We start from the raw sequence: 22,788 nt of genomic DNA on the forward strand, positions 1-22,788 counted from the left end.
GCTTTTAGCCCTCGTAATATTCAGATACTTTATCCATAGAAACGTATTCGCCAGCAACCTTCATCATAGCCTTGCCATCTACAAATTTCACCGCCTCGACTGGGTAGTTGCCTACTTGCGTTTTATACTCTTTGCCATCTTTGCCAGTGTAAGTTGCCGAAATGGTATATGAGCCATTTGGCACTTGGTTGCCAGATGCGTCTTTGCCGTCCCAAGCTAGGTTATGAACGCCTGCATTTGTCTCGTTTAGATCAGTTGTTCTTACGACTTGACCATTTGCGTTTTTGACCTCGATTTTGCCATTTGCAAGATCTGTTTTAAAGTAAAGCGCAAATTTTGCATCTTTTTTCTCATCTGTTAGTGTGACTGCATTTGAGCCAGTTGAAACCATCTTGCCAAGGGCTGAGATAGCGTAGGCATTTGCGTTTGACTTTAGCTGACTTACTAGCTCTTTCATCGCTTTGTTTGTGTTCTCTTGCATCTCGACTGATGCTAGTTGGCTAGTTTGCGTGAGCATCTTTTCAGTATCCATAGGGCTTGTTGGGTCTTGATGCTGAAGCTCTGTTAAAAGTAGCTTCATAAATGCATCTTTATCAAGCTGTGAATTTGGGTTTGTACCTGTGCCTTTTGCCGCGTCTATTCTAGAATTAGCCTTTTTCTCGGCGTTTTTTTGCTGCGTTGTTTGTGTAGTTATATCTGAAACTGAAGCCATAATCTCTCCTAAATATATCTTGGTATTACTAGCTCAAGCAAGCTTTGTTCCGCTTGGGCGTTTTCGCTCTCATCGCTTTGATTTGAGCTATATTTATTCTTTGCTTGTTCTCTTTTTTCTTGTCTTTGGTTTTGGTCTGAGAAATTCATCTCAAGCTCGGTAAATCCCATATTTACAAGGCTGTTTTTAAACTCAGCTTGGTTTTGTAAAAAGAGGTTCATCGTAGCTGTTGTAGAGCTAAAATTTACATGCAAATTATTGCCGCGATTAACCATCGTGATCTCGACCTCGCCTAAATTTAGCGGGTTAAGCGTGATGTTAAAGCGAGTGATCGGCGCTTTGTAGTTTTGCACCTGCTCTTTTAGCGTAGAAGAGAAGTTACTAAGCGTCTCTTTTATCTCCGCCTTTGTTTGAAGCTGGTGTTTAGCGCTATTTGCGATATCTTTTACCATTTGATTTAGCTCTGATTTATTATCACTGCTAAAGGTCTCCTCGCTTGGCTCAGCCTCGCTCATCTGCTCTCTTTCTGGAAAGAGTAGCGACTCAAGAGTTGGGGCTTTTTGCGGCTTTTGCTCGTGTAAATTTACCTTTACTTTTGGCTCTTTTGGCTGCTCCTCTGGCTCAACATCTACTATCTCATCATCAAGCTTTACTTCACTATCATCTAGCTTTTTAGGCTCTTCTTTGACTAAATTTTTAACTTCGCTGACTGGATTTGCCACAACCTCTTTTAGCAAAGTATCAAGCTTTACGACCTCTTTTGGCTCGTTTTTGATGATAGTTTGCTCGACCTCGTTTTTTAGCTCTTTTAGGTAAAAAGGCTTGTCCTCAGTCTTTATCGGCGTGAAAAATTCCTGCTTGCCCAAATTCTTAAACATATCGTTTAGTTTTGGCACATCTTCATTTGAAATTTCTATATTTTCAAGGCCAAGGTCAAATTTCTTAGCAAGGTCGATAAGATCGCTAACGCTTTTAACGTTGCTAAGCTCTTCGACGTTTTGGGGCACACTTAAGAAATTTGCTATTTTGTCGCTGAAATTTGGAAATTTACTTACTTTTTCATTGCCATTTAGAATTTCTAAAACTTGTAAAAGCTGCATGAAATTTGCATTTTCATAGAGCTCATTTTTTGTATCTTCGTCCAAATTTTCTTCAAGTGCGGCTGAAATTTTTGCCACGCTTTCGTTTTGCGCCTTCTCTATCGTCTCTTTTTGGATATCAACAGTTTTTACTATCTCTTTGACATCCTTTTCGGTGATCTTTTGACCGCTATTTGCCTTGCTCGCAGCCGCATCCAAAACCATCGACAAAAACTCGCCGTTGTTTTGAGACTTCTTCGCAGCTGCAGGCTTTTTGGTAGCCGCAGGAGCTAGCAAATCTACGTTATTTTTCGCTGTGTAAGCTTGCATTTAATCCCTTTAAATTTAAAAACTTAACGCCTACATGCAAAATCTATTCCAAAAATTAATTTCTTGATATCAGCTTAAAATTTATAAAAATTTGGCTATAATCTGCCCCTATTTAAAAACTGATAAAGCGAAAAATATCAAACTAATAAACGGAGAAAAATTTGGAAAAGATACGAAATATAGCCGTCATCGCGCACGTCGACCACGGTAAAACAACAATGGTTGATGAGCTTTTGAAGCAGTCAGGAACATTTAACGAGCATCAAAACCTTGGCGAGCGTGTAATGGATAGCAACGACATCGAAAGAGAGCGTGGCATCACGATCCTTTCTAAAAACACCGCCATTCGCTACAAAGATACAAAGATCAATATCATCGACACCCCGGGCCACGCCGACTTTGGTGGCGAGGTAGAGCGTGTTCTTAAGATGGTTGATGGCGTTTTACTACTTGTCGATGCGCAGGAAGGTGTTATGCCACAGACTAAATTTGTCGTCAAAAAGGCGCTCTCACTTGGACTTCGCCCAATCGTCGTCGTAAATAAGATAGATAAACCAGCTGGCGATCCAGACCGCGTTATAAATGAAATTTTTGACCTTTTTGTCGCACTTGACGCAAATGACGAGCAGCTAGAATTTCCAGTAGTTTATGCTGCTGCTAAAAATGGCTACGCAAAGCTAAAACTAAGTGATGAAAACAAAGATATGCAGCCGCTTTTCGAGACTATCCTAGCTCACGTACCAGCTCCAAGTGGTAGCGACGAGAACCCACTTCAGCTTCAAGTTTTCACGCTTGATTATGATAATTACGTCGGCAAGATCGGCATTGCGAGGATTTTTAACGGCAAGATAGCTAAAAATCAAAATGTTATGCTTGCAAAGGCTGATGGCACGAAGACAACTGGTAGAATTTCAAAACTCATCGGCTTTATGGGACTTGATAGGATCGATATAAACGAAGCTGGCACTGGCGACATTGTAGCGATCGCTGGCTTTGACGCACTTGACGTTGGCGATAGCGTCGTTGATCCAAACAACCCTCATCCGCTTGATCCGCTTCATATCGAAGAGCCAACCCTTAGCGTTGTATTTTCTGTAAATGATGGCCCACTTGCAGGCACTGAGGGCAAACACGTCACATCAAACAAGATCGATGAGCGCCTTGCAAACGAGATGAAGACAAATATCGCGATGAAGTATGAAAACATCGGCGAGGGCAAATTTAAAGTAAGCGGCCGTGGCGAGCTTCAGATCACTATCTTGGCTGAAAATATGCGCCGCGAGGGCTATGAGTTTTTACTTGGCAGACCTGAGGTCATCGTAAAGGAGATAAACGGCGTAAAATGCGAACCATACGAGCTTTTAGTGATCGACGCGCCTGATGATACGACAGGCACAGTCATCGAAAAACTTGGCAAAAGAAAAGCTGAAATGGTCTCTATGAACCCAACAGGCGACGGCCAAACAAGGATCGAATTTGAGATCCCAGCGCGCGGACTTATCGGCTTTAGAAGCCAGTTTTTGACTGATACAAAAGGCGAGGGCGTTATGAACCACAGCTTTTTGGAGTTTAGGCCACTTAGCGGCACCGTCGAGCACAGAACAAACGGCGCGCTAGTTTCTATGGAAAACGGCGTAACGCTTGCTTATTCGCTATTTAACTTGCAAGATCGTGGCGTGCTATTTCTTGATCCGCAGGCAAAAGTCTATGTGGGCATGATCATCGGCGAGCACAGCCGTCCAAACGACCTTGATGTAAATCCTATCAAGGGCAAAAACCTAACGAACGTGCGTGCAAGCGGTAGCGACGATGCGATCAAGCTAGTTCCGCCTAGAAAGCTAAGCCTTGAGCGTGCGCTTGAGTGGATAGAGGACGACGAGCTAGTCGAGGTTACGCCTATAAATATCCGCGTTCGCAAGCGCTATTTAGACCCAACAGAGCGCAAAAGAAAAGCAAAACTATAATCAAAATTTGCTAGCAAATTCCCTTTGGTGCCAGCCAAAGGGCTAGCAAGTGAAATTTAAATCTTAAAAATTCAATATCTAGCAAGAAATTTGCTTTGTAAATTTATCTATTTTCTAGTTAGACGGGCTAAATTTAGTCAAATTTGGGTTTTGGCTGATGTAAATTTATAAAAGCTACTTTTTGTTTTTTTGGTTCTGGTGCTTCAAATTTATAAATTTATGCTTGATAAGTAAAATTGTCTGATCTGATACCGTCACGAGAAATTTATAGAGTAGTTTGCGTTTTACAAAGACTATTTTTGCACGTGAAAACGCAACTAGCTGTGGTGATTAAATTTGCTTTTTTGAATTTGCAAAAGGGTTAAATTTAGGTTTTGGGGCTGTTAAATTTGCTTATTTGACTATCTCTGCATCCAAATTTTGATAGTGACTAAAATTTTAAATTTGTGGCTTAACTGAATTTTCTTGCGTAGTTGTAGTTGTTTGCGATGAATAGCTACTTTATCCGTACAAACAGACTAAATTTAATGAAATTTAGTCCTTTCTCGCTCTAAATTTGTAAATTTATGTGAGTTGGCGAGCCTGAATGACTTAAATTTGGTCTTAGTGGGCAACTTTAGATATTGGCGCAAATTTGTATTGGTTAGTGCTTGGCTAAAGTTGCTGACCTGAAATTTTAAAAAAAGATAGTTTGGGGCGAGATTTATAGCAAGTGATAGGATAAATTTAGTTTGGAGATTTGTAAATTTATCTAATTAGTAGATTAAATTTAAATCTTGTCTAAAAACTAGCTTTTAAAATCGCTCTTGTTAGTGATGAAATTTAGCAATTTATCACCTCAAACCACAACAAAACCACCTAAATTTAAAAAGTGCAGAGCGCAAATTTAACTAACGGATCTTTTTTAGTTTTGTCTTTGAAATTTTATAAATTTTTGATGGCCTATCTTCAAAAAATCGTTCATCAACAACTTCATCAGCCACGCTTCTAGCCCAAGTTTCATCAAATTTCATACCATTTTTGTTTGCGCTGCTTGAGTAGAGCCAGTCAAATTTGCTTAAAAATTTCTCATGCTCGCACTCTTTTACGACCCTGATCGCCTTTAAATTTGGATATAAAAATGTCGTTTTTCTTGAGTGGCGGATGAAATTTTTATACTTTTTTGGCGCTCTAGCAAGCTCACGTAAAACGCTAAATTTAGCCGTCGTGATGAGGCAAGGTTTGCCCTCGCTTCGCATTTTAGCGTGGTTTATCTCTTTGTAGTCTTTGCTTAAAAAGCCAGCTGTCGTGTCAGTTTGCGCTAGGTATATCATCTTTCTTCTTTGAAAGTAAAAATATGCATGATATGATGAGAGCAAAGCCTAAAAAGTCCCAAAAGACGAACTTCGTCCCAAGCCAAAAGTAGCCAAAAAATGCCGCGCTTAGTGGCTCTATGCAGGCTATCATGCTGGCCTTTGAGGCGCCTATGAGCTTAACTCCAGTCATATAAAAGCTAAATGCAAATATCGTGCCAAGCGTGATAACGGCGAGAAATGCCAGCCACTGCGCCGTGCCACTAAGCCCTGCAAACTCCCACACTCTCATATAAAGGCAAAGCACCACGCCACCTATCACCATGCCCCAGCCAAGCGTGAGCGCGACTGAGTATTTGGCGTTTAGCCTTGCGGGAGCTAGGTTATAAACGCAGACGCAAACAGCGCTTACTAAGCACCAAAATAGCGCTTCTGGCGAGATGACAAGGGCTGAAATTTGCGCATGAGTAGCAAGAAAAAAGACCCCAAGCATCGCGCAAAGTAGTGCCAAAATTTCAAGTGGTCTTGGCGCTCGCCTCTCTTTTAGGCAGATGACGGCTAGGATGAGGACTGGAGCGGTGTATTGAATGACGGTCGCAACTGCGGCGTTTGAGAGCTCGATAGAGTAAAAGTAGGCATACTGCGTCATCATTAGCCCAAGCAGAGCGTATATAAAAAGCTCAGCCATCAGTTTTACGTCAGTAACTGGCGCAAAAACGGCCTTTGGAGCCTTAAAAGCGTAGTAGAGCACGATAAAAGCGCCAGCTAGCAAGAGTCTATAAGGCACTAAAAAATCAGCGCTAATGCCTTGCAAGAATAGATACTGCCCGCAAACTCCGCTAAATCCCCAAAGTACGCCACCAACTAGCGTAAGAAGCACTCCAAGTTGATGGCTGGACATTAAATTTATCTATCTTTATGTAGCTGGGCGTCTTTGCCGTAGTGCGGCGAATAAGGCCCATAAAGTATGCAGTCGCGGCAGTTTCTAGAAAAGAGATAGGCATCAGCTCTTACTGCTAGGTCGTATGATCTATCCGAGATGGTGTTTGCCACCTGCGTGATGACGGCTGAGACTAGCATGCCAAGCAGGCTGTTTTGCCCGCTCCCGCTATCCTCTGCGGCTGCTGCCTCGCCCTGCCAGAGTGTCGCGCCACTTTTTATATCGACTAGCTTTGCTTCAAGCACTACTTTTGTGGAACTTGAGACCACGACGTAGCTTGTGCCATAGTCTTTTATGTTGATGTAAAGCACGCTATCGGCGTGAAAAATTTTATCAAGCTTGTTTAGTGGCACGGCGGCGATCTCGCTTGGTTCGGTTATGCCATTTTGCTTAAATGTATCATTTACAAGAGCCACTGGAAATACATAGTATCCAGCCTCGCTAAGTGGTCCTACTGCGTTAGCTAGCACTGCTGCTGAGCCAGCAACCTCGGTGCTATCGTTTGTTGGCATGAGCACTAGGATGGAGCGTGGCTTTTTTTGCAAAAAGGCTGAGTAGTCGTATGGCTCAGGCTCTTTGAAAGAACAACCCGCAAAAAACAGCGCAAGAAGCGTCACAGCTATAAATTTCAGGCTATTTTTCATCTTTCGCTCCTTCTTTTTTGCTCTGCTTTTTTGGGGTTAAATTTTTAGAGCCTTTGATGAAATTTATAAATTCTTTTGACTCTGGGAAATTTTGCACCTCTTTATCAAAATTTGCATTTGCAGCGCCTAAATTTCCGTTATTTAAGTATAAAAGTCCAAGGTGCGCATAAAGTCCTGGCGCAACCTTGTAGCCCCTTTGGGTTGAGGTTTGCACTAAATTTTCTAAGCGTGAAATTTGCTCAGTTGCGTCGCCATCTTCATTTAGATAGCTATATAGCGAGCTGCTATATGTGCCATCCCAGTAGTAAAGCGACCTTGGGCCACTTGCATTGCTGCACCCTGCAACTAAGAGTGCAAGAGCGCCAAGGCAGGCAAGCTTTATTTTACTTGCCATGCTCCGCTTTCTATGCCATTTACTAGGTTATTTACAGCTTCAACTATCGCTAGGCTTAACACCTTGCCATTTAGCGTAGAGTCGTATCCTGCAGTGCCGCCAAAGCCGATGATCTCTCTGTTTGAGAGGGTGTATTCGCCGGCGCCACTAACTGAATATACAACCTCTGCCGTTTTGGTATCGACAACGTTTAAATTTACCTTTGAGTAGGCAGTTTGTTGCTTACCTTTGCCAAGTATGCCAAATAGCTGGTGATCGCCTGTTGTCTTGCGGCCAAATTCGGTCACATCGCCAGTTATGACGTATCTTGAGCCTTTTAAATTTTGAGCCTCTTTGCTTAGCTCGCTCTCTTGTTTGAGGACTGACATATTTGATCTCTCAAGCACTGAAAATCTACCGCTTTGCTGTAAATTTGTGATCAAGATGCTTTGAGCTTGGTTGCCAAGTCTATCCTCGCCGTCGCTAAAGGCGCCGTTTTGATAGGCTGATTGGTTATTAAAGCGGCCAATAGAAACTGAGACCTTTTTGCCGTTATAAACTGAGCCGTAGCTTGCTACTTTTGGAGTTTCGACCACTCTTGAGCTCTCGCTTGCACACCCTGCAAAAAGCGCTGCGATCACTAGAGCTGCACTAAATTTTAAAACATTTTTCATATATATCCTTTATGATAAAATCGTGTGTATATTACTACTTTTTTTTAAATGGCTCGAAATTTCATCCACGTGCCATTTGCATATCTGCGCACAAAGAGCACCGCCTTTACCGCCCAGTCGGCAAACATCGCAAACCAAGTGCCTATCATGCCAAGATCAAACGTGAGCGCAAATATATAAGCTAGCACGATCCTGCAGGCAAACATGCAGGCTAAATTTACTATCATCGGATATTTTGCGTCCCCAGCAGCTCGAAAAACGGTCGGATAGGTGTAGGTAAGTGGCCAGATGAGGCACATCGCGATGCCGTGATACCAGACGATCTGCCTTGTTAAATTTATGGCCTCTGGGGAGATATTATAAACGTGAAGTAGCGGCTCAAGAAGTAGTAAAACTACAGCCGTGCTAAAAAGCTGCACGATGTAGATGCTTAGCATCGATTTTCTCACGTAAAATTTAGCCTGATTAAAGTCATTTGCACCGATGCATCTAGCCACGACGACGCTTAGACCTGTGCCTATCGCCATGCCAGGGAGCACCTGAAACATCACGATCGTCCCGCCCACGGCATTTGCAGCGATGCTTGCCGTGCCAAAGAGCGAAACAAGGCTCAAAACGATGATACGACCCACGTAAAACATCGAATTTTCAAAGCCATAAGGCACGCCGATATTTAAAATTTTCTTGATGATCTCGTAGTCAAATTTATAGACAAGGCTCTTTCTTATGTGAAGTTTTAGCTTTATATCAAGTAGCAGATAGACGATGACAAAGCAAGCGAGCGCTCTTGCTATGAGCGTGCTAATGGCAATGCCAAGAACCCCTGTGTGAAATGTGTAGATGCTAATGGCAGTAAGCAGAACATTTAGCAAATTTGCAGCCGCCATGATATACATAGGTAGCTTTGCGTTTGACATCGTGCGAAAGATCGCTGCAGCTGCTGCATAGACTGCCAGAAATGGCGCTGAAATGGCGGAGAAAACGAGATAGTGGCTAGCATCGCTCCTTACTTGCTCGCCGATATCGCCAAAGACTTTGTCTAAGATAAGATCTTTTAAAACTATGATGGCAAAGGCTATAAAGATGGCAAAAATTAGACTAAACCAAACTAGCTGATCGGCGGTATTTCTGGCGTTGCCACTTTGTTTGCTGCCTAGATACTGGCTAGCGACCACCGAGCCACCAGTGGCTATGGCGGTAAATATACTAATAAATAGCGCCATGACAAACTCCACAAGACTCACCGCACTCACCGCACTTTCGCTAACGCTTGCTGCCATTAGCGAGTTTGCAAGGCCTAGGCTATACTCCAAAAACTGCTCTATGGCGATAGGGAAAAAGAGCCTTGCAAGGTCGGCATTTGAGAAAAATCTCTGCTCGTTTGTCAAATTTTTCAAATTTCATCCCCTTTGTAAAGTGTGGGTAAATTATAAATTTTAAAAGGTGAAAAGGCTATAAATTTTTGAGTCTTATTTATTGACAAATTTGTCTTAAAGTGAGTAAAATCACGCCAGTTCTAAGTTTTAGAAAGACCTTTTTTGGATACAAAATGCACTCAATCGGTATTGATATGGGCTCAACTTCTGCAAAGGTTGCCGTCATAGAGGCAAGTAGCGGCGAGATAAAGGAGCTATTTTTACTCCCAACTGGCTGGAGCAGCGCAGATACGGCCATGCTTATAAAAGAGCGAGTTTTAGGCTTAAACCTTGGCGAGATATATTTTACAGCGACTGGATATGGCAGAGTCTCGGTGCCATACGCTGATAAAACACTTACAGAGATCACCTGTCACGCGCTTGGGGCGCACTACTTTTGCAAAAGCGACTGCACCGTTATAGACGTGGGAGGACAAGATACGAAGGCTATCAAGCTTGAAAATGGCTCAGTGACGGACTTTACGATGAATGATAAATGCTCAGCCGGCACTGGTAAATTTCTTGAAATTATGTCAAACCGCCTTGGAGTTAGATTTGATGAGCTTACAAGCCTTGCTAGAAATAGCGACAAAGATATCGCCATAAGCTCGATGTGCACGGTCTTTGCAGAGTCTGAGATCATAAGCCTCATCGCTCAAAACGTCTCACGAGAAAATATCGCAAAAGCGGTGATCGTCTCAGCTATAAATAAAATTTCAAATTTGGTCAAAAAACAGGCAAATACGAGCTATTTTTTAAGCGGCGGCTTTAGTAAGAGCGAGTATGTGAGAGAAAATTTAGAAGTGTGCTTGCAAGCTAGCGTCAGCACGCACGAAGATGCGATCTACTGCGGTGCGATAGGCGCTAGCCTTGCAGGGATAAGAAATTTAAGGAGAGAAAATGGCGATAAATGAGAGTATGAGTTTGAGCGAAATTTTCGCTACCTATGATGGCGCTAAGAAAAATTTAGCCCAAAACGTCGAAGCAGTCAAAAATAGCGGCCAAAAGATCGCGGCTATCTTTTGTACCTACACACCAAGAGAGGTCATCCACGCGGCAAACGCTTATAGCGTGAGTGTCTGCGCAACTGGCGATAACGCGGTCGTTGAGGGCGAAAAGTACCTACCTAAAAACCTCTGTCCGCTCATAAAGGCAAGCTACGGTTTTGCAAAAGCGAACAAGTGCCCATTTGTGCGAAACTCTGATATCGTTATCGGCGAGACGACGTGCGACGGCAAGAAAAAGATGTATGAGCTAATGGGTGAATTTAAAGATGTGCACGTCATGCATTTGCCGCATTTCAAGAGCCAAAAGAGCCTGGAGCTTTGGCAAGATGAGGTCAGGGAGCTAAAAAGACGTCTGGAGGCTAAATTTGGCGTGAGCGTGAGCGATGAGGAGCTTAGAAACTCTATCAGGCTATTTAACAAAGAGCGTGAGCTAATGGGAGAAATTCAAAATTTCATGAAGCTAACGCCACCACCGATGAACGGCAAAGAGCTGCACGCACTGCTATATGGAAATGGCTTTATATTTGATAAAAAGGAGCAGATAAGCGACCTTGAGATCATCGTAAATAAGCTAAAAGAATGCGTTAGAGATAAAATTTCACCCGTGCATAAAGATGCCAAACGCATCATCATCACAGGCTGTCCAAGTGGCGGGGTCTATGACAAGATAGTCCCAGCCATAGAAGAGGCAGGCGGCGTTGTGGTGGCTTACGAAAACTGCACTGGAACTAAAAACTTTAGCAACCTTGTCGATGAAAACGACGATCCAATTAGCGCCATAGCAAAGCGCTACATGGCGATACCTTGCTCGATCATGTCGCCAAATAAAGATAGAGAAAATGTGCTGCAAGAGATGATAAAAGAGTATAAGGCGGACGGCGTGATCGACGTTGTGCTGCAAGCCTGTCACACCTACAACGTAGAAACCGCTAATATAAAAAGGGCGTGCAACGACATAGATACGCCCTATATGGCGCTTGAGACGGACTTTTCTACAAGCGATGCTGGGCAGATCAAGACAAGGCTCGAGGCGTTTATAGAGATGCTTTAGGATAAATTTAAAAGAGCAGGGGGCTAAATTTAGCTTTAAATTTAAAGTGGCTGACTTGAAATGCAGTGAAATTTACTAAAATTACAAGTCAGCTAAAGCGAGTGAAAATACTTTATTTAATTACTTTATTTTTTCTAAAAGCAACCAGCTTGAATAACCACCGTGGATATATCGCATGTGCTTATAATCATAAAGAACCGAATTCCACTTCTCATCACCATTTTTCATTTTGTCGTTATACTCTTTTGTCTTTTCTCTGTCGCCTAAATATTTATACATATCGCGTAGATCTCTACATATATAGGCACTTTTTAGTTCATTGCAGCCATATTCAAGCATTTTTACGTCTGCTTTTGACTCAGAAAGGGCTTTTGCATAATCAAATTCTTGATTTTCTATTTTTGTGTAATCATCACTTCTTTTTGAAAAATAAACTATTTTATATTTAATTAAATCAATAGCTGGTATATTGCATGCTGGAGCAAATTTTTTATCGTAGCAGTATTCTGGAATGGTTTTTTCGTAGAATTTTACAACTTTTTTAAGGTCTTTACTCTCTAAAGCTTCTAATTTTTCTAGCGAAAGACAACCTAGATCATTGCCTTTATCAAAGCACCAGTATTTAGCATTGTCACCGCCAATTTCTTTAGTATTTTTCTGAATAAATTCTTTCTCCCCACTATAATCATAATTTGGCTTTTCTCTATCGTCGCCAAACAAACTCCAAGCTGAAGCACTACTTACAGCCAAAGCGCCAACTAATACTGAAGCTAAAATTTGCTTTTTCATCTTGATATCTCCTTTTTGATTTAAAAAGGCATTCTACCCCCCCCCGTACTTAAAATAAATTTTAAAAGGGTGCTGACTTGTGAAAAGGTCTAAATTTAGTGTGTAAGTGTCTGCTAAAAAGTGCAGAGTATGTCAAGCAGTCTGCCAAGCTTTTGCATATCGTTTAAGAAAAGCTGGTTTGATTTTTGTGTAAATTCTTTGGCTTCTTCTAGGATTTTTGGCTCAGATATACTATAAGCAAACTCCTTTTTTAGGATCTTTGCCCCCTTTTTATAAACAAATTTTGCATCAATTAAGCTTGCAAAAAAGCTATCATCTCTTAAGTAGTAGTTTGTGGCCGCATTTACAAAAACTGGCTTTTGAGCCAAAAACTCATCGCAAACGCCATTTGGTGATCTAAATTTAACACTCTCAACCACGTCAGGTCTTATCTCATAAAATTTTATCTCACTAGCTTTTTTAAGAGCAAAAACGTCATTAGTCTTGTTTAAATTTATAGAGGCACTATCCGCTTCAATGACGTTTATAACGCCATTTATGAGAGAATAAGCACTTGTAGTTTTATTTTGATCAAGAAAATTTACCATACCAAAAAATGGCACGCTGGCATTTAGTTCAGCCAAATTTGGCATGTTTTTTATGAGTAGTTGCTGTTTTTTGCCGTTTATCTCAAAGTAGCTTACTATGATGGAAATTTCATCCTTTTTGCTAGGCGTCTTTTGCGAGCAGCCCACAAAAAAGAGTATTGCTAGCAGCAAAACTACTAAATTTCTCATTTTATGAAATAATCACCATCAAAGCTTACAAGCGAGTATTTTCTCTCATTGCCGATACTCTCTTTAAGCTCATCAATGCTCAAAAACTCTAGGCTATCGGCTCCGATGTACTCTCTGACCTCTTCGACGCTTTTTTTGGCGCTTATTAGCTCCTCAAAGCTTGGTGTGTCGATGCCGTATCGCTCAGGATACTTGAGCTCAGGGCACGCAACTCTGAAGTGAATTTCTTTCGCCCCTGCGTGCCTTAAGAGATCGACTACCTTTTTTGAAGTGGTGCCACGAACGATGCTGTCATCGATCACTACGATGCTTTTACCAGCTAGCACGCTCGACATTGGATTTAGTTTTAGCTTTACCTTTAAATTTCTCATCTCTTGACTTGGCTCGATGAATGTTCTGCCAACATAGTGGTTTCTAGTTATCGCTAGCTCAAATGGAATTTTGCTCTCGTTTGCGTATCCAAGCGCTGCTGGCACGCCACTATCTGGCACTGGCACTACAAAGTCAGCCTTTATCTTGCTCTTTCTAGCAAGCACCTCGCCCATCTTTTTTCTCACTTCATAGACGCTTTTGCCCTCTATAACGCTATCTGGGCGCGCAAAGTAGATGTACTCAAAGGCGCAAACTCTAGGCTCTGGCTCGAAAATTTGCAAGCTTTGAAACTCGCTCTTGCCGTGCTCAAAAACTATCATCTCGCCAGGTCTAACATCTCTTATAAATGTTGCTCCCACAAGGTCAAACGCGCAAGTCTCGCTAGCTACGATATATCCGCCGTCCTTTAGCCTGCCAAGGCTTAGCGGCCTAACACCCCAGCGGTCTCTGATGGCAAAAGTCTTGTGGCGTGACTGCACGAGCAAGCAGTAAGCACCTTTTATCTTGTCAAGTGCTGCGATGATGCGATCTTGCAAGTGTTCGTCGTGGTTTCTTGCGATGAGGTGGATGATGTTTTCGGTGTCCATATTTGTCTGAAATATCGCGCCATCTTTGATGAGCTCGTCTCTAACCTCGTCTTTATTGACCAAATTTCCGTTGTGAACGATCGAGATTTGACCTAGGGCGTAGTTGGCGGCTATTGGCTGGGCGTCGCGGCCTGAGTTTTTGCCAGCTGTCGCGTAGCGGTTGTGACCGATCGCCATGTCGCCCTTTAGTGAGCTCAAGATCTCCTCGTTAAAGACATCAGTGACTAGGCCGTTGCCCTTGTGAGTGGAAATTTCTCCGTCGTTACAGACGCTGATGCCACTTGCCTCTTGGCCGCGGTGTTGCATAGAAAATAGCGCATAATACGCCGTTTTCGCCGCATCTTTAGAATTTATGATACCAACTATCGCACACATCTTTTATCCTCTTTTCATCTTTTTAAATTTCATCTTTACAGTTAAATTTGATCTCACTTTTAACGCCTAAACACTTTTTGTAAGTGGCGTGTTATCCAAAATTTGGCACATTCTTCGTTATTTGCACCATTTATAACAATCCAAATACGCTAAAACTAAATTTCATCATCTCAAATCAAACTCGTCAGCTCTTAAATTTTGGCGCTTTTCGCGCTTTGGCAGGTAGAATTTATCGCCAAATTCTAGCTTGTAGCTCTGCGCGTCATCAAGGCTAAATTTAATCATCAAGCCCCAAACTATCATCTATTGAGTAAAGACCGCTGCTTTGATCTTTTAGCCAGATGGCAGCCTTGATCGCACCTTTTGAAAAGGTCACTCTGCTAGTTGCGGTGTGGTTTAACTCGATAAATTCGCCGTCATTGTAAAAGCCAACCGTGTGACGACCGACCACGTCGCCTCCACGAAGCGCCATAACCGCGATCTCATCTTTGCTTCTTGCGCCCACCATGCCAGCTCGTCCAGTTACTAAAACATCTTTTAAATTTAGATCCCTTGCCTCTGCCACGCAGCCAGCCAAGGTCATCGCAGTACCGCTTGGAGCGTCCTTTTTGTGTCTGTGGTGCTGCTCGACGATCTCGATATCAAATTCTCTTAAAACTTTTGAAGCTATCCTTGCTATACGGTTTAACACTGCTACGCCTAGACTCATGTTTGTTGCATAAAGTATTGGCATAGTGCCTGATGCTAGATGAAGTAAGTTTTTCTCGTCGTCATTTAGCCCAGTCGTGCCGATAACTAGTGGTTTTGGGTTGGTCCTAGCGTAGTTTAGCAGTGCTACGGTCGCCTCTTTTTGGCTAAAGTCGATGATGACGTCGCACGCTTCAAAAAATTTAGCAAAGTCATTTGTTAAAAGCTCATTGCTTAAATTTTCAACCTCATTTTTTTGGCTAAAAGCGACGCTTAAAATGGCATTTTTCTCATCTTTTAAACAAGAGATGATGCTTTGAGTCATCTTACCGCTAGCGCCGTAAAGTCCTATTTTTACCAAAATTTATCCTTTGATTTTTGGTTGAAATTTAACATAAAATTTATTATAGAGAGATTACGAAATGGCTTTTGAAAATAGCTATTTGAGGCAAAAATTTAATTAAAAATTATCATTGTGATAAGTATTAGACGCACCCACTTTTGCCTATTTTGTGCAAAAAGGCGGCTAAGCTCTGTCTTAGAGTTATTTTCTTTTAAAAGAGGTGTTCTGATTAGCCTAAAAATCAAGCATTTTAAAAATATAAATTTTGCTAAAAATGGTTTATTTTAAAAGAGAAATTTAGCCAAAAATTTGGCTAAATTTGAGTATTAATGCAAGCTTTCTATGTAGCTCATAGCGCTAAGTGCAGCCACTGCGCCATCACCTGCTGCTACGACCACTTGTTTTGGAGCGTCCTCTCTGATATCACCTGCTACAAAGAGCCCTTTTAGGCTAGTTTGCATCTTAAGGTTTGTCTTGACCTGTCCGCCATCAGCCATTTCGCAGATAAATTTACCGTTTTCATCTTTTAAAATTTCGTTATTTACATTTAGTCCGACAAATGTGAAAATGCCCGGCACATCAAGCACGCGCTCGCCATTTTTAGTATCAAGCACGATCTTTGTTAGGCCCATTTTATCGCCAAGCGCCTCTTTTACAGTCGCACTTGTTATAAACTCGATCTTCTCATTTTTTCTAGCTTTTTCGACGGTTGTTGGCGCTGCTCTAAACTCGTCGCGTCTATGCACAAGGTAAACTTTTGAGCAGATATTTGCTAGATAAAGTGCCTCTTCTACGGCTGTGTCGCCACCGCCAAGAACGGCTACCTCTTTGTTTTTGTAAAAGAAGCCATCGCATGTCGCGCATGTGCTAACGCCTTTGCCAAAGAACTCGTCCTCGCCTTTAAAGCCAGCACGTCTTGGGGTTGAGCCAGTCGCTACGATGACAGCCTTTGCCTGCTCGCTCTTGCCGCCTTCAAGCAAAATTTCAAAGCTGCCGTCGTTATTTCTTCTAACACCAACGACGTTTGCCCACTTATGAACTAGTCCAAATGCGCTACACTGCTTCCACCAAGTGCTCATGAAGTCAAAGCCGCTCTCGCCAGGGGCTTTTTGGCCTGGGTAGTTTTCTATCTCTGAGCTAGAGGTGATCTGACCGCCAGGCTCGCCTTTTTCAAACATTACAACATTTTTTAGTCCGCCTCTAGTGGCGTAAAGTCCGGCGCTTAGTCCTGCTGGACCGCCTCCGATGATCGCTAAATCAAGCATAAATTTCCTTTATTCTAAAACATTTATGGACGAATTTTGTTTGTAAATTTCGCCCCTTTGATGAACTATCTCAACACTGCTAGGTAACTTCGTGATGCTTAAATTTCGCATCAGCTCTAGGACTGTATTTATATCTGAGCTTATATATTTTAGTGTTGAGTTTGACTCATATCTTTTTTGAAAGATATCGATCGCCACAACTGTTTCATTTTTGGTTGGTAAAATTTCGTCTAATTTTGATTGATTTGAACTGAAGATTAAAAGCGTGTATTTTGGCTCTTTTGGAGTGAAAATTTCGCTTTTTTCGTAAAAAACTAGCTTCGCAAAATCAACAAATTTATATTGTGAAAAACGATAGTTGCTATACGCAAATGCAGCTGCTATCATAGCTGCACCAAAAAATGAACCAAATATATAGGTAAGAGGAAGCAGACTTCCTCTTCTTTTTTCGCTCATTAAAGAAGCGAATTTAGTTTGTCAGTTAGGGCTTGTTTTGACTGCGCACCGACCATTTGCTCAACTAGCTCGCCATTTTTGAAAAATAGCAATGTTGGGATCGATCTGATGCCGAACTCAACTGCAAGATCTTGTACTTCATCAGTATTTACCTTGCAAATTTTCGCTTTGCCCTCGAAGTCTTCAGCAAGCTCTTCGATAACTGGAGCTAGCATACGGCAAGGTCCGCACCATGGAGCCCAGAAATCTACTAGAGCAACGCCTTCTTTTGTTACATCAAAATTTTCTTTTGTGAGTTCGATGTATTTTCCCATTTGTTCTCCTTATTTTCAAGATGTGGCAATTATACAAAATCAAATTTAAATTTTAGCTAAATAATAAATTTTATTATAAACTAATATTTTCTATCAACTCAAAGCTTTCGTTTTTCACAACAAGCAGATCAAGCTGATAGTCCCTGTTTGGCTCATTTTTCATCATATAAAAATTTATTGTTTTTAAAATTTTCATATATTTTTCCTTGTTTAGCCTATACTCCGCTTCGTATCCTCCGCTAGTTGCTTTTACTTCAATGAAATGCAAAATTTTATCGCTACTTAGTGCGATGATGTCGATCTCGCCAAATTTAGAGTGAAAATTTCTCTCTAAAATGACAAAACCAAGCTTACGCAAAAACTCGCAAGCCCTGTCTTCAGAGCTCTTGCCAAAGAGATACTCTTTTAGCCCCAAACTACTCCTCGATTCTCATCATAAATGGCTCTTCTTTTATATACTCTTGCTCTTTTAAAAGCTCTATCGTTCGCTTCGCATCAGCCTCTAAGCTCGTGTGCGTCGTGAAAAATAGCACGGCATACTCGCTCTCATCTTTTGGCTTTTGTAGTAAGCTATCTATCGAGAGATTGTTTTCGCTCATTAAATTTGTTATCTTTGCTAGCACGCCCATTTTGTCTTCGACTTTTAGCCTAAAGTAGTATTTTGTCTTTATCCTGTCGCGATCAAGCAGCTCTAAGGTGTTTAGCTCAAATGGCGCTTTGTATCCAAGCATAGGCGACTTGCTATCTCTTGCGATGTCGATAAGATCGCTAATTACTGCGCTTGCTGTTGCGTCGCCACCAGCTCCTGGGCCATAGTACATCGTCTCGCCAACGACTTCGCCAACAACGCTGATCGCATTTGTTACGCCACTTGCCTTTGCTATCATTTTGTTTTGTGGCACAAGCGCTGGATGTACGCGTAGCTCGACCTTGCCCTCGCTCTTTTTGGCGATAGCTAGAAGCTTGATCGAGTATTCAAAGTCTTTTGCGAAAAATATATCTTCTGGCGTGATGCCTTGTATCCCTTCTATCAAGATATCTTCTGGATCGCCGTGCACGCCATAAGCGATGCTAGCAAGGATGAGAAGCTTGTGAGCTGTGTCAAAGCCACCCACGTCAAAAGTAGGATCAGCCTCAGCGTATCCAAGCTCCTGCGCCTTTTTAAGTGCGTCTTTGAAATTTGATCCCTTATTCATCATCGAGGTTAAAATGTAGTTGCTCGTGCCATTTAGTATGCCATTTATACTTAAGATGTGGTTGGCACTAAGCCCTTCTCTTAAGGCTCTAATGATCGGTATGCCACCAGCCACGCTTGCTTCAAAGCCAAATGGCGTGTTTTTGGCTAAATTTTGCAAAGCATATCTATGATAGGCAAGAAGCGCTTTGTTTGCAGTGACGACCGCTTTTTTGCGTTTTAAAATTTCACTCACCACTCTAAAAGGCTCTTCAACACCACCCATAAGCTCGACAAAAACATCGATATCATCGCGGTTTATGACGCTATTTATATCATCAGTCAAAGGGATGCCAGCGTCTCTTTTTTTGTTTAAATTTCTAACCACACCGATGACTGGCATTATCTCCTCGCCACATCTTGCTGCGATTAGCTTTTTGTTTTTTAGTAAAATTTTTGCGACCGACTCACCAACGGTTCCAACGCCCAATATCGCTACATTCATTCAAATTCTTTCAAATATTTTTTTATATTTCTTGCTGCTTGCCTTATCCTGTTTTCATTTTCGATAAGAGCTAGGCGCACATAGTCGTTTCCGCCCTCGCCAAAACCAATGCCTGGACTAACGGCAACTGATGCCTTTGTAAGAAGTTGTTTTGAAAACTCAAGGCTGCCTAAGTGGCTAACTTTTGGCGGCAGTTTCGCCCAGATAAACATGCTAGAGCTTGGCTTTTTAAGCTCCCAACCAGCCTGAGTGAAGGCCTCTATCATCACATCTCTTCTTTTTTCATAAATTTGGCATATCTCTTCAACGCAGCTTTGATCGCCATCAAGCGCGACCGTGGCTGAGACCTGGATAGGTGTAAACATGCCGTAATCAACCCATGATTTTATCTTTTTAAGTGCCGCGCAAAGTCTCTTGTTTCCGCACATAAAGCCAACTCTCCAGCCTGCCATGTTGTAGCTTTTTGAAAGGGTGTAGCACTCGACTGCGACGTCTTTTGCGCCTTCTACTTCAAAGATGCTTGGCGTTTTGTAGCCATCAAATGTAAGATCTGCGTAGGCGATATCTGAGATGATGTAAAATCTCTCTTGCTTTGCAACGCTTACAAGGCGCTCGTAAAAGCTCTTTTGCACGGTCACGGTTGTTGGATTGTGAGGGAAATTTACGACTACATATTTTGGTTTTGGTGAGCTTGCGTGTATCGTCTGGATCAAATTTTCAAAAAATTTATTCTCATCAAGCTCAAATTTATCGTTGTAGTGAAGTGGCATCTTTGCGACACTTCCGCCAGCAAATAAAAACGCTTGCGTGTGTATCGGATATACAGGATCAGGCACGATAGCCACATCTCCTGGGTTTATTATGGCTTGAGCAAGATGCACAAAGCCCTCTTTGCTACCCATGGTGGCAACTGCTTCAGTTTCTGGGTCTAAATTTACGCCATATTTTCTCTTATACCAGTTGCAAATGGCAAGGCGGAGCTTATAAATTCCAGCGCTGGCTGAGTAGCCGTGAGTCTTGTCTTTTTGCGCGCTTTCGCATAGTTTATCGACGATATGTTGCGGTGTTCTGCCCTCTGGGTTGCCCATAGAAAAGTCGATGATGTCCTCGCCAGCTCTGCGTGCTGCCATTTTTATAGCATTTACTTCGGCAAAAACGTAGTTTGGCAAACGCTCAATTGTATTAAATCTTATCTCATCAAACACTGTTTGCTCCTATTTTATAAGCTTGATAATTATCTCGTTTTTAATGTTAGTTATGTCGCTATTGTCGCTAATTAGCGCATATTTTGCGTCGTTAGCTAAATTTATAGTGTAGTTAGTTTTTATCTCGTTTTCTCTTTTTAGATCGATTTGGTTTAAGTTTTTATCATAAATTCTAACAAGTGGCACCCATTTGTTTGGCTCGTTTGAGATGATATTTAGGCTACTTGCGCCTGCCACGTCGACGATATAGACGCCACCACTCTTTACAAGTGGGGTCTCTTCATTAAAATTTACTTTTGACGCATCAAGGCTCATATTTTTAGCATCCAAATAAAGCGCTAAATTTCCATCAACTCTATCAAATCCCATGATCTTAAAGCCGCTTTTACTGAGCGTGAAATTTAGTAAATTTGGATCTATACCGCCACTTTTTAGGGCTAAAATCCCATAAGAAATTTCATTGCCATTTTTTAGAGAATTTACCCTTGCCACGCTTATATTTGCATCTTCAAGAGCTAAATTTATCGATTTTACAAATAGTGCTGAGGGGACTTTTTGCGTGCTTATAAATTTTAAATTTAAGCTATTTGAGCTAAATGAGAGAGCATCGTAGTTCGAGCTTTGCTTTAGTCTTGAGACTAGCTCTCCGACGTTTAGCGAGCCGTTAGTGTCTAAATTTTCTAAAGAAATTTGCAGATCTTTTCCACTGCTTAGTGCATTTGCACTGCTATTTAGATCAAAAGCGTATGAAAAAACGCTAAAAAGAAGAAATATGGCTAGTTTTTTTACCAAGATTTGCCCTTATTCATCTCGACAAACTCGTCATAAGTTAAAAATTTCATATCGCCATTTTCTACTAAAAATCTAGCTGGACGGCTTGGGTTATACTTTGTTACTTTGTCGCCGATCTTAAGCTCGATGTTGCCATTTCCGCAAACGACTAGCTGTCTTTGGTCTAAATTTATATTTACACTTTTGCTTGTGTCGCTCGATGTTTTTTGGCCATTTTCAAGGTTGATGATGCCTATCCAAACGCGTTGTTTTGGCGTAATGATCGCTTCATTTAGCGGCTTTGTCACGTTTTGCTCTACTTTTGGAGCTGGCTGGGCTGCCATGCTAGGTTTTAGGGTATTTTGATCAACGCTAGCAGGACTTACAGTCACGTTTTGCTCAGCTGGAGCTGAAATTTTCACGCTTGAAGCGTTTGCATCGATCTTTGGAGTGTTTTGAGAGATCGTTACGTTTGTGTCGATTATATTTTTCTTCACTTCATTTACGATACTAGATTGCGAGTAGCTCACGCTTGTGTTGTCTTCATTTAAGCTTGCTATGAAATTTTGGACGTATTTGTAAGCGTCAAAGTAGTAAGCGCCGCCAGCGATGATAGCTAAAATGATGATCCAGAAGAAAAATCCAGCCCCACCACCGCTACTTTGCCTTTGGATAGAGACATCTTCAGGCGTGTAAGAAGAAATTTTTGGGCTTACTTTTGTTTTTTTGCTCTCATCAGGCATATTTTCTTGCATGAAAGCGTCGTATTCAGCGAGAAGTTCGCTAAGATCGACTCCATACTCACGCTGTAAAATTTTGGCGTAGCCTCTCATGTTTAAGCGTGATAATTTTTCAAAATTTTTGTCAAAAATATATTGTAAAAAAGTGGGTTCAATGTGCGTTTTACGCGAAATTTCCTTTATGCCTATCTCTTTTAAATTTTCTAGTTCATTCATCTATCATCCTATCACAAATTATCGCAAAAGCTGCACTTACATTTAGGGAGTCCCAGCCGTCTTTTAGCTTGATACCGACGCACTCATCGCACTTTGCTAGAGCTTTTTGCGGTATGCCTTCGCCCTCTGAGCCCATCACCAAAGCCCTTTTGCCAGCAAATTTCATCTCTTTTATATTTTTGCCGTTGCTTGCCGTCGCGTAGAGCTTAAAACCACACTGTTTTAGCTCGTTTAGCAGGCTAAGTCCGTCTTCAAAGATCGCTATTGGTATCTCGTAAGCAGCACCGCTACTTGACCTTAAAACGCCTTGCATATTTACACTTTTTGTAACGATGACAAGTCCTTCGCAGCCTAGAGCATAGGCACTTCTAGCGATGGCGCCGATATTTCCGACGTCACTTATGCCATAAAGCACGGCGATGAAATTTAGCTTTTTTAGCTCGCTAATGTCTGAAAACTCAAACTCGCTAACGCTTGCTAAAAAGCCTTGATGGTTGCCGCCATGTGCCATCGACTGAGCTTTTTGATTATCCACGCGGATGATCTTCTTGCCAGTGCCACAAATTTTAGAGAAGAGTTTTTTATCACACTCTTTTGAGAGATAGATCTCTTCTAGGATCTGTGGGCGCTTGTTCAAAATATGTAAAAATAGCTGTTTTCCGTATATTATCATGGTTGCTTATGGTAGCTAAAGTCAAGTAAAATTTAACTTATTTTGCTTCTAAATTTGAG

Annotated in this window: 24 protein-coding genes; 3 read left to right on the forward strand and 21 right to left on the reverse strand. The window is 41.7% G+C overall.

Annotated elements, in window-relative coordinates:
• Window positions 1–4 precede the first annotated feature (4 nt).
• Together F3G76_RS09285 and fliK are read right to left on the reverse strand one after the other, a co-directional pair.
• Window positions 5–712, reverse strand: a complete 708-nt coding sequence (locus F3G76_RS09285) for a flagellar basal body rod modification protein (protein ID WP_107945423.1) — start codon at window positions 710–712, stop codon at window positions 5–7.
• Window positions 713–720: 8 nt separating this feature from the next.
• Complete coding sequence (gene fliK / locus F3G76_RS09290) at window positions 721–2,121, reverse strand: flagellar hook-length control protein FliK (RefSeq protein WP_149706531.1); 1,401 nt, start codon at window positions 2,119–2,121, stop codon at window positions 721–723.
• A gap of 161 nt (window positions 2,122–2,282) precedes the next feature.
• On the opposite strand from fliK, the gene typA reads away from it, so the two are divergent.
• On the forward strand, window positions 2,283–4,085 hold the full coding sequence (gene typA, locus F3G76_RS09295; protein WP_004317297.1) for a translational GTPase TypA: 1,803 nt from the start codon (window positions 2,283–2,285) through the stop codon (window positions 4,083–4,085).
• 890 nt (window positions 4,086–4,975) lie between these two features.
• On the opposite strand, the gene F3G76_RS09300 is transcribed toward typA, so the two are convergent.
• The 6 genes from F3G76_RS09300 to F3G76_RS09325 are packed head-to-tail and all read right to left on the reverse strand — an operon-like array spanning window position 4,976 to window position 9,405.
• Window positions 4,976–5,398 carry a Sua5 YciO YrdC YwlC family protein gene (locus F3G76_RS09300; protein ID WP_107945425.1) on the reverse strand — a complete coding sequence of 141 codons (423 nt, stop codon included), beginning with the start codon at window positions 5,396–5,398 and terminating at the stop codon, window positions 4,976–4,978.
• Window positions 5,376–6,278, reverse strand: a complete 903-nt coding sequence (locus F3G76_RS09305) for a DMT family transporter (protein WP_149706532.1) — start codon at window positions 6,276–6,278, stop codon at window positions 5,376–5,378. Before F3G76_RS09305 ends, F3G76_RS09300 begins: the two co-directional genes overlap by 23 nt.
• Window positions 6,279–6,283: 5 nt before the next feature.
• Window positions 6,284–6,961, reverse strand: coding sequence for a DUF799 domain-containing protein (locus F3G76_RS09310; RefSeq protein ID WP_149706533.1), 678 nt, complete (start codon window positions 6,959–6,961; stop codon window positions 6,284–6,286).
• Window positions 6,951–7,355: a DUF4810 domain-containing protein gene (locus F3G76_RS09315; protein WP_149706534.1), complete on the reverse strand. Its 405-nt coding sequence runs from the start codon at window positions 7,353–7,355 to the stop codon at window positions 6,951–6,953. Before F3G76_RS09315 ends, F3G76_RS09310 begins: the two co-directional genes overlap by 11 nt.
• Window positions 7,340–8,008, reverse strand: a complete 669-nt coding sequence (locus F3G76_RS09320; protein ID WP_009295049.1) for a CsgG/HfaB family protein — start codon at window positions 8,006–8,008, stop codon at window positions 7,340–7,342. Before F3G76_RS09320 ends, F3G76_RS09315 begins: the two co-directional genes overlap by 16 nt.
• Window positions 8,009–8,052: 44 nt before the next feature.
• Entirely contained in the window at window positions 8,053–9,405 is a 1,353-nt protein-coding gene (locus F3G76_RS09325; protein WP_149706535.1) for an MATE family efflux transporter, read from the reverse strand.
• Window positions 9,406–9,557: 152 nt separating this feature from the next.
• Between F3G76_RS09325 and F3G76_RS09330 the strand changes: the two genes are divergently transcribed.
• Window positions 9,558–10,337 (forward strand): acyl-CoA dehydratase activase, encoded by a 780-nt coding sequence (locus F3G76_RS09330; RefSeq protein ID WP_149706536.1) that lies wholly within the window; start codon window positions 9,558–9,560, stop codon window positions 10,335–10,337.
• A complete protein-coding gene (locus tag F3G76_RS09335; RefSeq protein WP_149706537.1) occupies window positions 10,324–11,481 on the forward strand; it encodes a double-cubane-cluster-containing anaerobic reductase in 1,158 nt (385 codons plus the stop codon). The genes F3G76_RS09330 and F3G76_RS09335 overlap by 14 nt, the downstream gene beginning before the upstream one ends.
• A gap of 120 nt (window positions 11,482–11,601) precedes the next feature.
• On the opposite strand, the gene F3G76_RS09340 is transcribed toward F3G76_RS09335, so the two are convergent.
• The 13 genes from F3G76_RS09340 to rlmB all read right to left on the reverse strand — a co-directional run bounded on the left by F3G76_RS09340 (window position 11,602) and on the right by rlmB (window position 22,729).
• Entirely contained in the window at window positions 11,602–12,270 is a 669-nt protein-coding gene (locus tag F3G76_RS09340) for a hypothetical protein (protein ID WP_149706538.1), read from the reverse strand.
• Window positions 12,271–12,383: 113 nt separating this feature from the next.
• Entirely contained in the window at window positions 12,384–13,046 is a 663-nt protein-coding gene (locus tag F3G76_RS09345) for a DUF8095 domain-containing protein (RefSeq protein ID WP_149706539.1), read from the reverse strand.
• Complete coding sequence (gene purF / locus F3G76_RS09350; RefSeq protein ID WP_149706540.1) at window positions 13,043–14,380, reverse strand: amidophosphoribosyltransferase; 1,338 nt, start codon at window positions 14,378–14,380, stop codon at window positions 13,043–13,045. Before purF ends, F3G76_RS09345 begins: the two co-directional genes overlap by 4 nt.
• A 277-nt stretch (window positions 14,381–14,657) precedes the next feature.
• Window positions 14,658–15,428, reverse strand: coding sequence for a 4-hydroxy-tetrahydrodipicolinate reductase (gene dapB, locus F3G76_RS09355; protein ID WP_149706541.1), 771 nt, complete (start codon window positions 15,426–15,428; stop codon window positions 14,658–14,660).
• Window positions 15,429–15,736: 308 nt separating this feature from the next.
• Window positions 15,737–16,675, reverse strand: coding sequence for an NAD(P)/FAD-dependent oxidoreductase (locus tag F3G76_RS09360; protein ID WP_149706542.1), 939 nt, complete (start codon window positions 16,673–16,675; stop codon window positions 15,737–15,739).
• 9 nt (window positions 16,676–16,684) lie between these two features.
• Entirely contained in the window at window positions 16,685–17,131 is a 447-nt protein-coding gene (locus F3G76_RS09365; RefSeq protein WP_004318021.1) for a hypothetical protein, read from the reverse strand.
• Window positions 17,131–17,445: a thioredoxin gene (gene trxA, locus F3G76_RS09370; protein WP_021092602.1), complete on the reverse strand. Its 315-nt coding sequence runs from the start codon at window positions 17,443–17,445 to the stop codon at window positions 17,131–17,133. The genes F3G76_RS09365 and trxA overlap by 1 nt, the downstream gene beginning before the upstream one ends.
• A gap of 73 nt (window positions 17,446–17,518) precedes the next feature.
• The gene (locus F3G76_RS09375; protein ID WP_149706543.1) at window positions 17,519–17,860 is read right to left on the reverse strand and encodes a YraN family protein; all 342 of its coding nucleotides are present in this window, start codon (window positions 17,858–17,860) and stop codon (window positions 17,519–17,521) included.
• Between the two features lies 1 nt (window position 17,861).
• Window positions 17,862–19,124, reverse strand: a complete 1,263-nt coding sequence (locus tag F3G76_RS09380) for a homoserine dehydrogenase (RefSeq protein ID WP_149706544.1) — start codon at window positions 19,122–19,124, stop codon at window positions 17,862–17,864.
• The gene (locus F3G76_RS09385; RefSeq protein WP_149706545.1) at window positions 19,121–20,329 is read right to left on the reverse strand and encodes an LL-diaminopimelate aminotransferase; all 1,209 of its coding nucleotides are present in this window, start codon (window positions 20,327–20,329) and stop codon (window positions 19,121–19,123) included. The genes F3G76_RS09380 and F3G76_RS09385 overlap by 4 nt, the downstream gene beginning before the upstream one ends.
• 9 nt (window positions 20,330–20,338) lie before the next feature.
• Window positions 20,339–21,121, reverse strand: coding sequence for a hypothetical protein (locus tag F3G76_RS09390; RefSeq protein ID WP_149706546.1), 783 nt, complete (start codon window positions 21,119–21,121; stop codon window positions 20,339–20,341).
• Complete coding sequence (locus F3G76_RS09395) at window positions 21,115–22,056, reverse strand: phosphatidylglycerophosphate synthase (RefSeq protein WP_103614399.1); 942 nt, start codon at window positions 22,054–22,056, stop codon at window positions 21,115–21,117. Before F3G76_RS09395 ends, F3G76_RS09390 begins: the two co-directional genes overlap by 7 nt.
• Window positions 22,049–22,729 (reverse strand): 23S rRNA (guanosine(2251)-2'-O)-methyltransferase RlmB, encoded by a 681-nt coding sequence (rlmB, locus tag F3G76_RS09400; RefSeq protein ID WP_103642254.1) that lies wholly within the window; start codon window positions 22,727–22,729, stop codon window positions 22,049–22,051. Before rlmB ends, F3G76_RS09395 begins: the two co-directional genes overlap by 8 nt.
• Between the last annotated feature and the right edge of the window lie 59 nt (window positions 22,730–22,788).

The organism is Campylobacter concisus, assembly GCF_902460575.1.
Lineage (GTDB): Bacteria > Campylobacterota > Campylobacteria > Campylobacterales > Campylobacteraceae > Campylobacter_A > Campylobacter_A concisus_AW.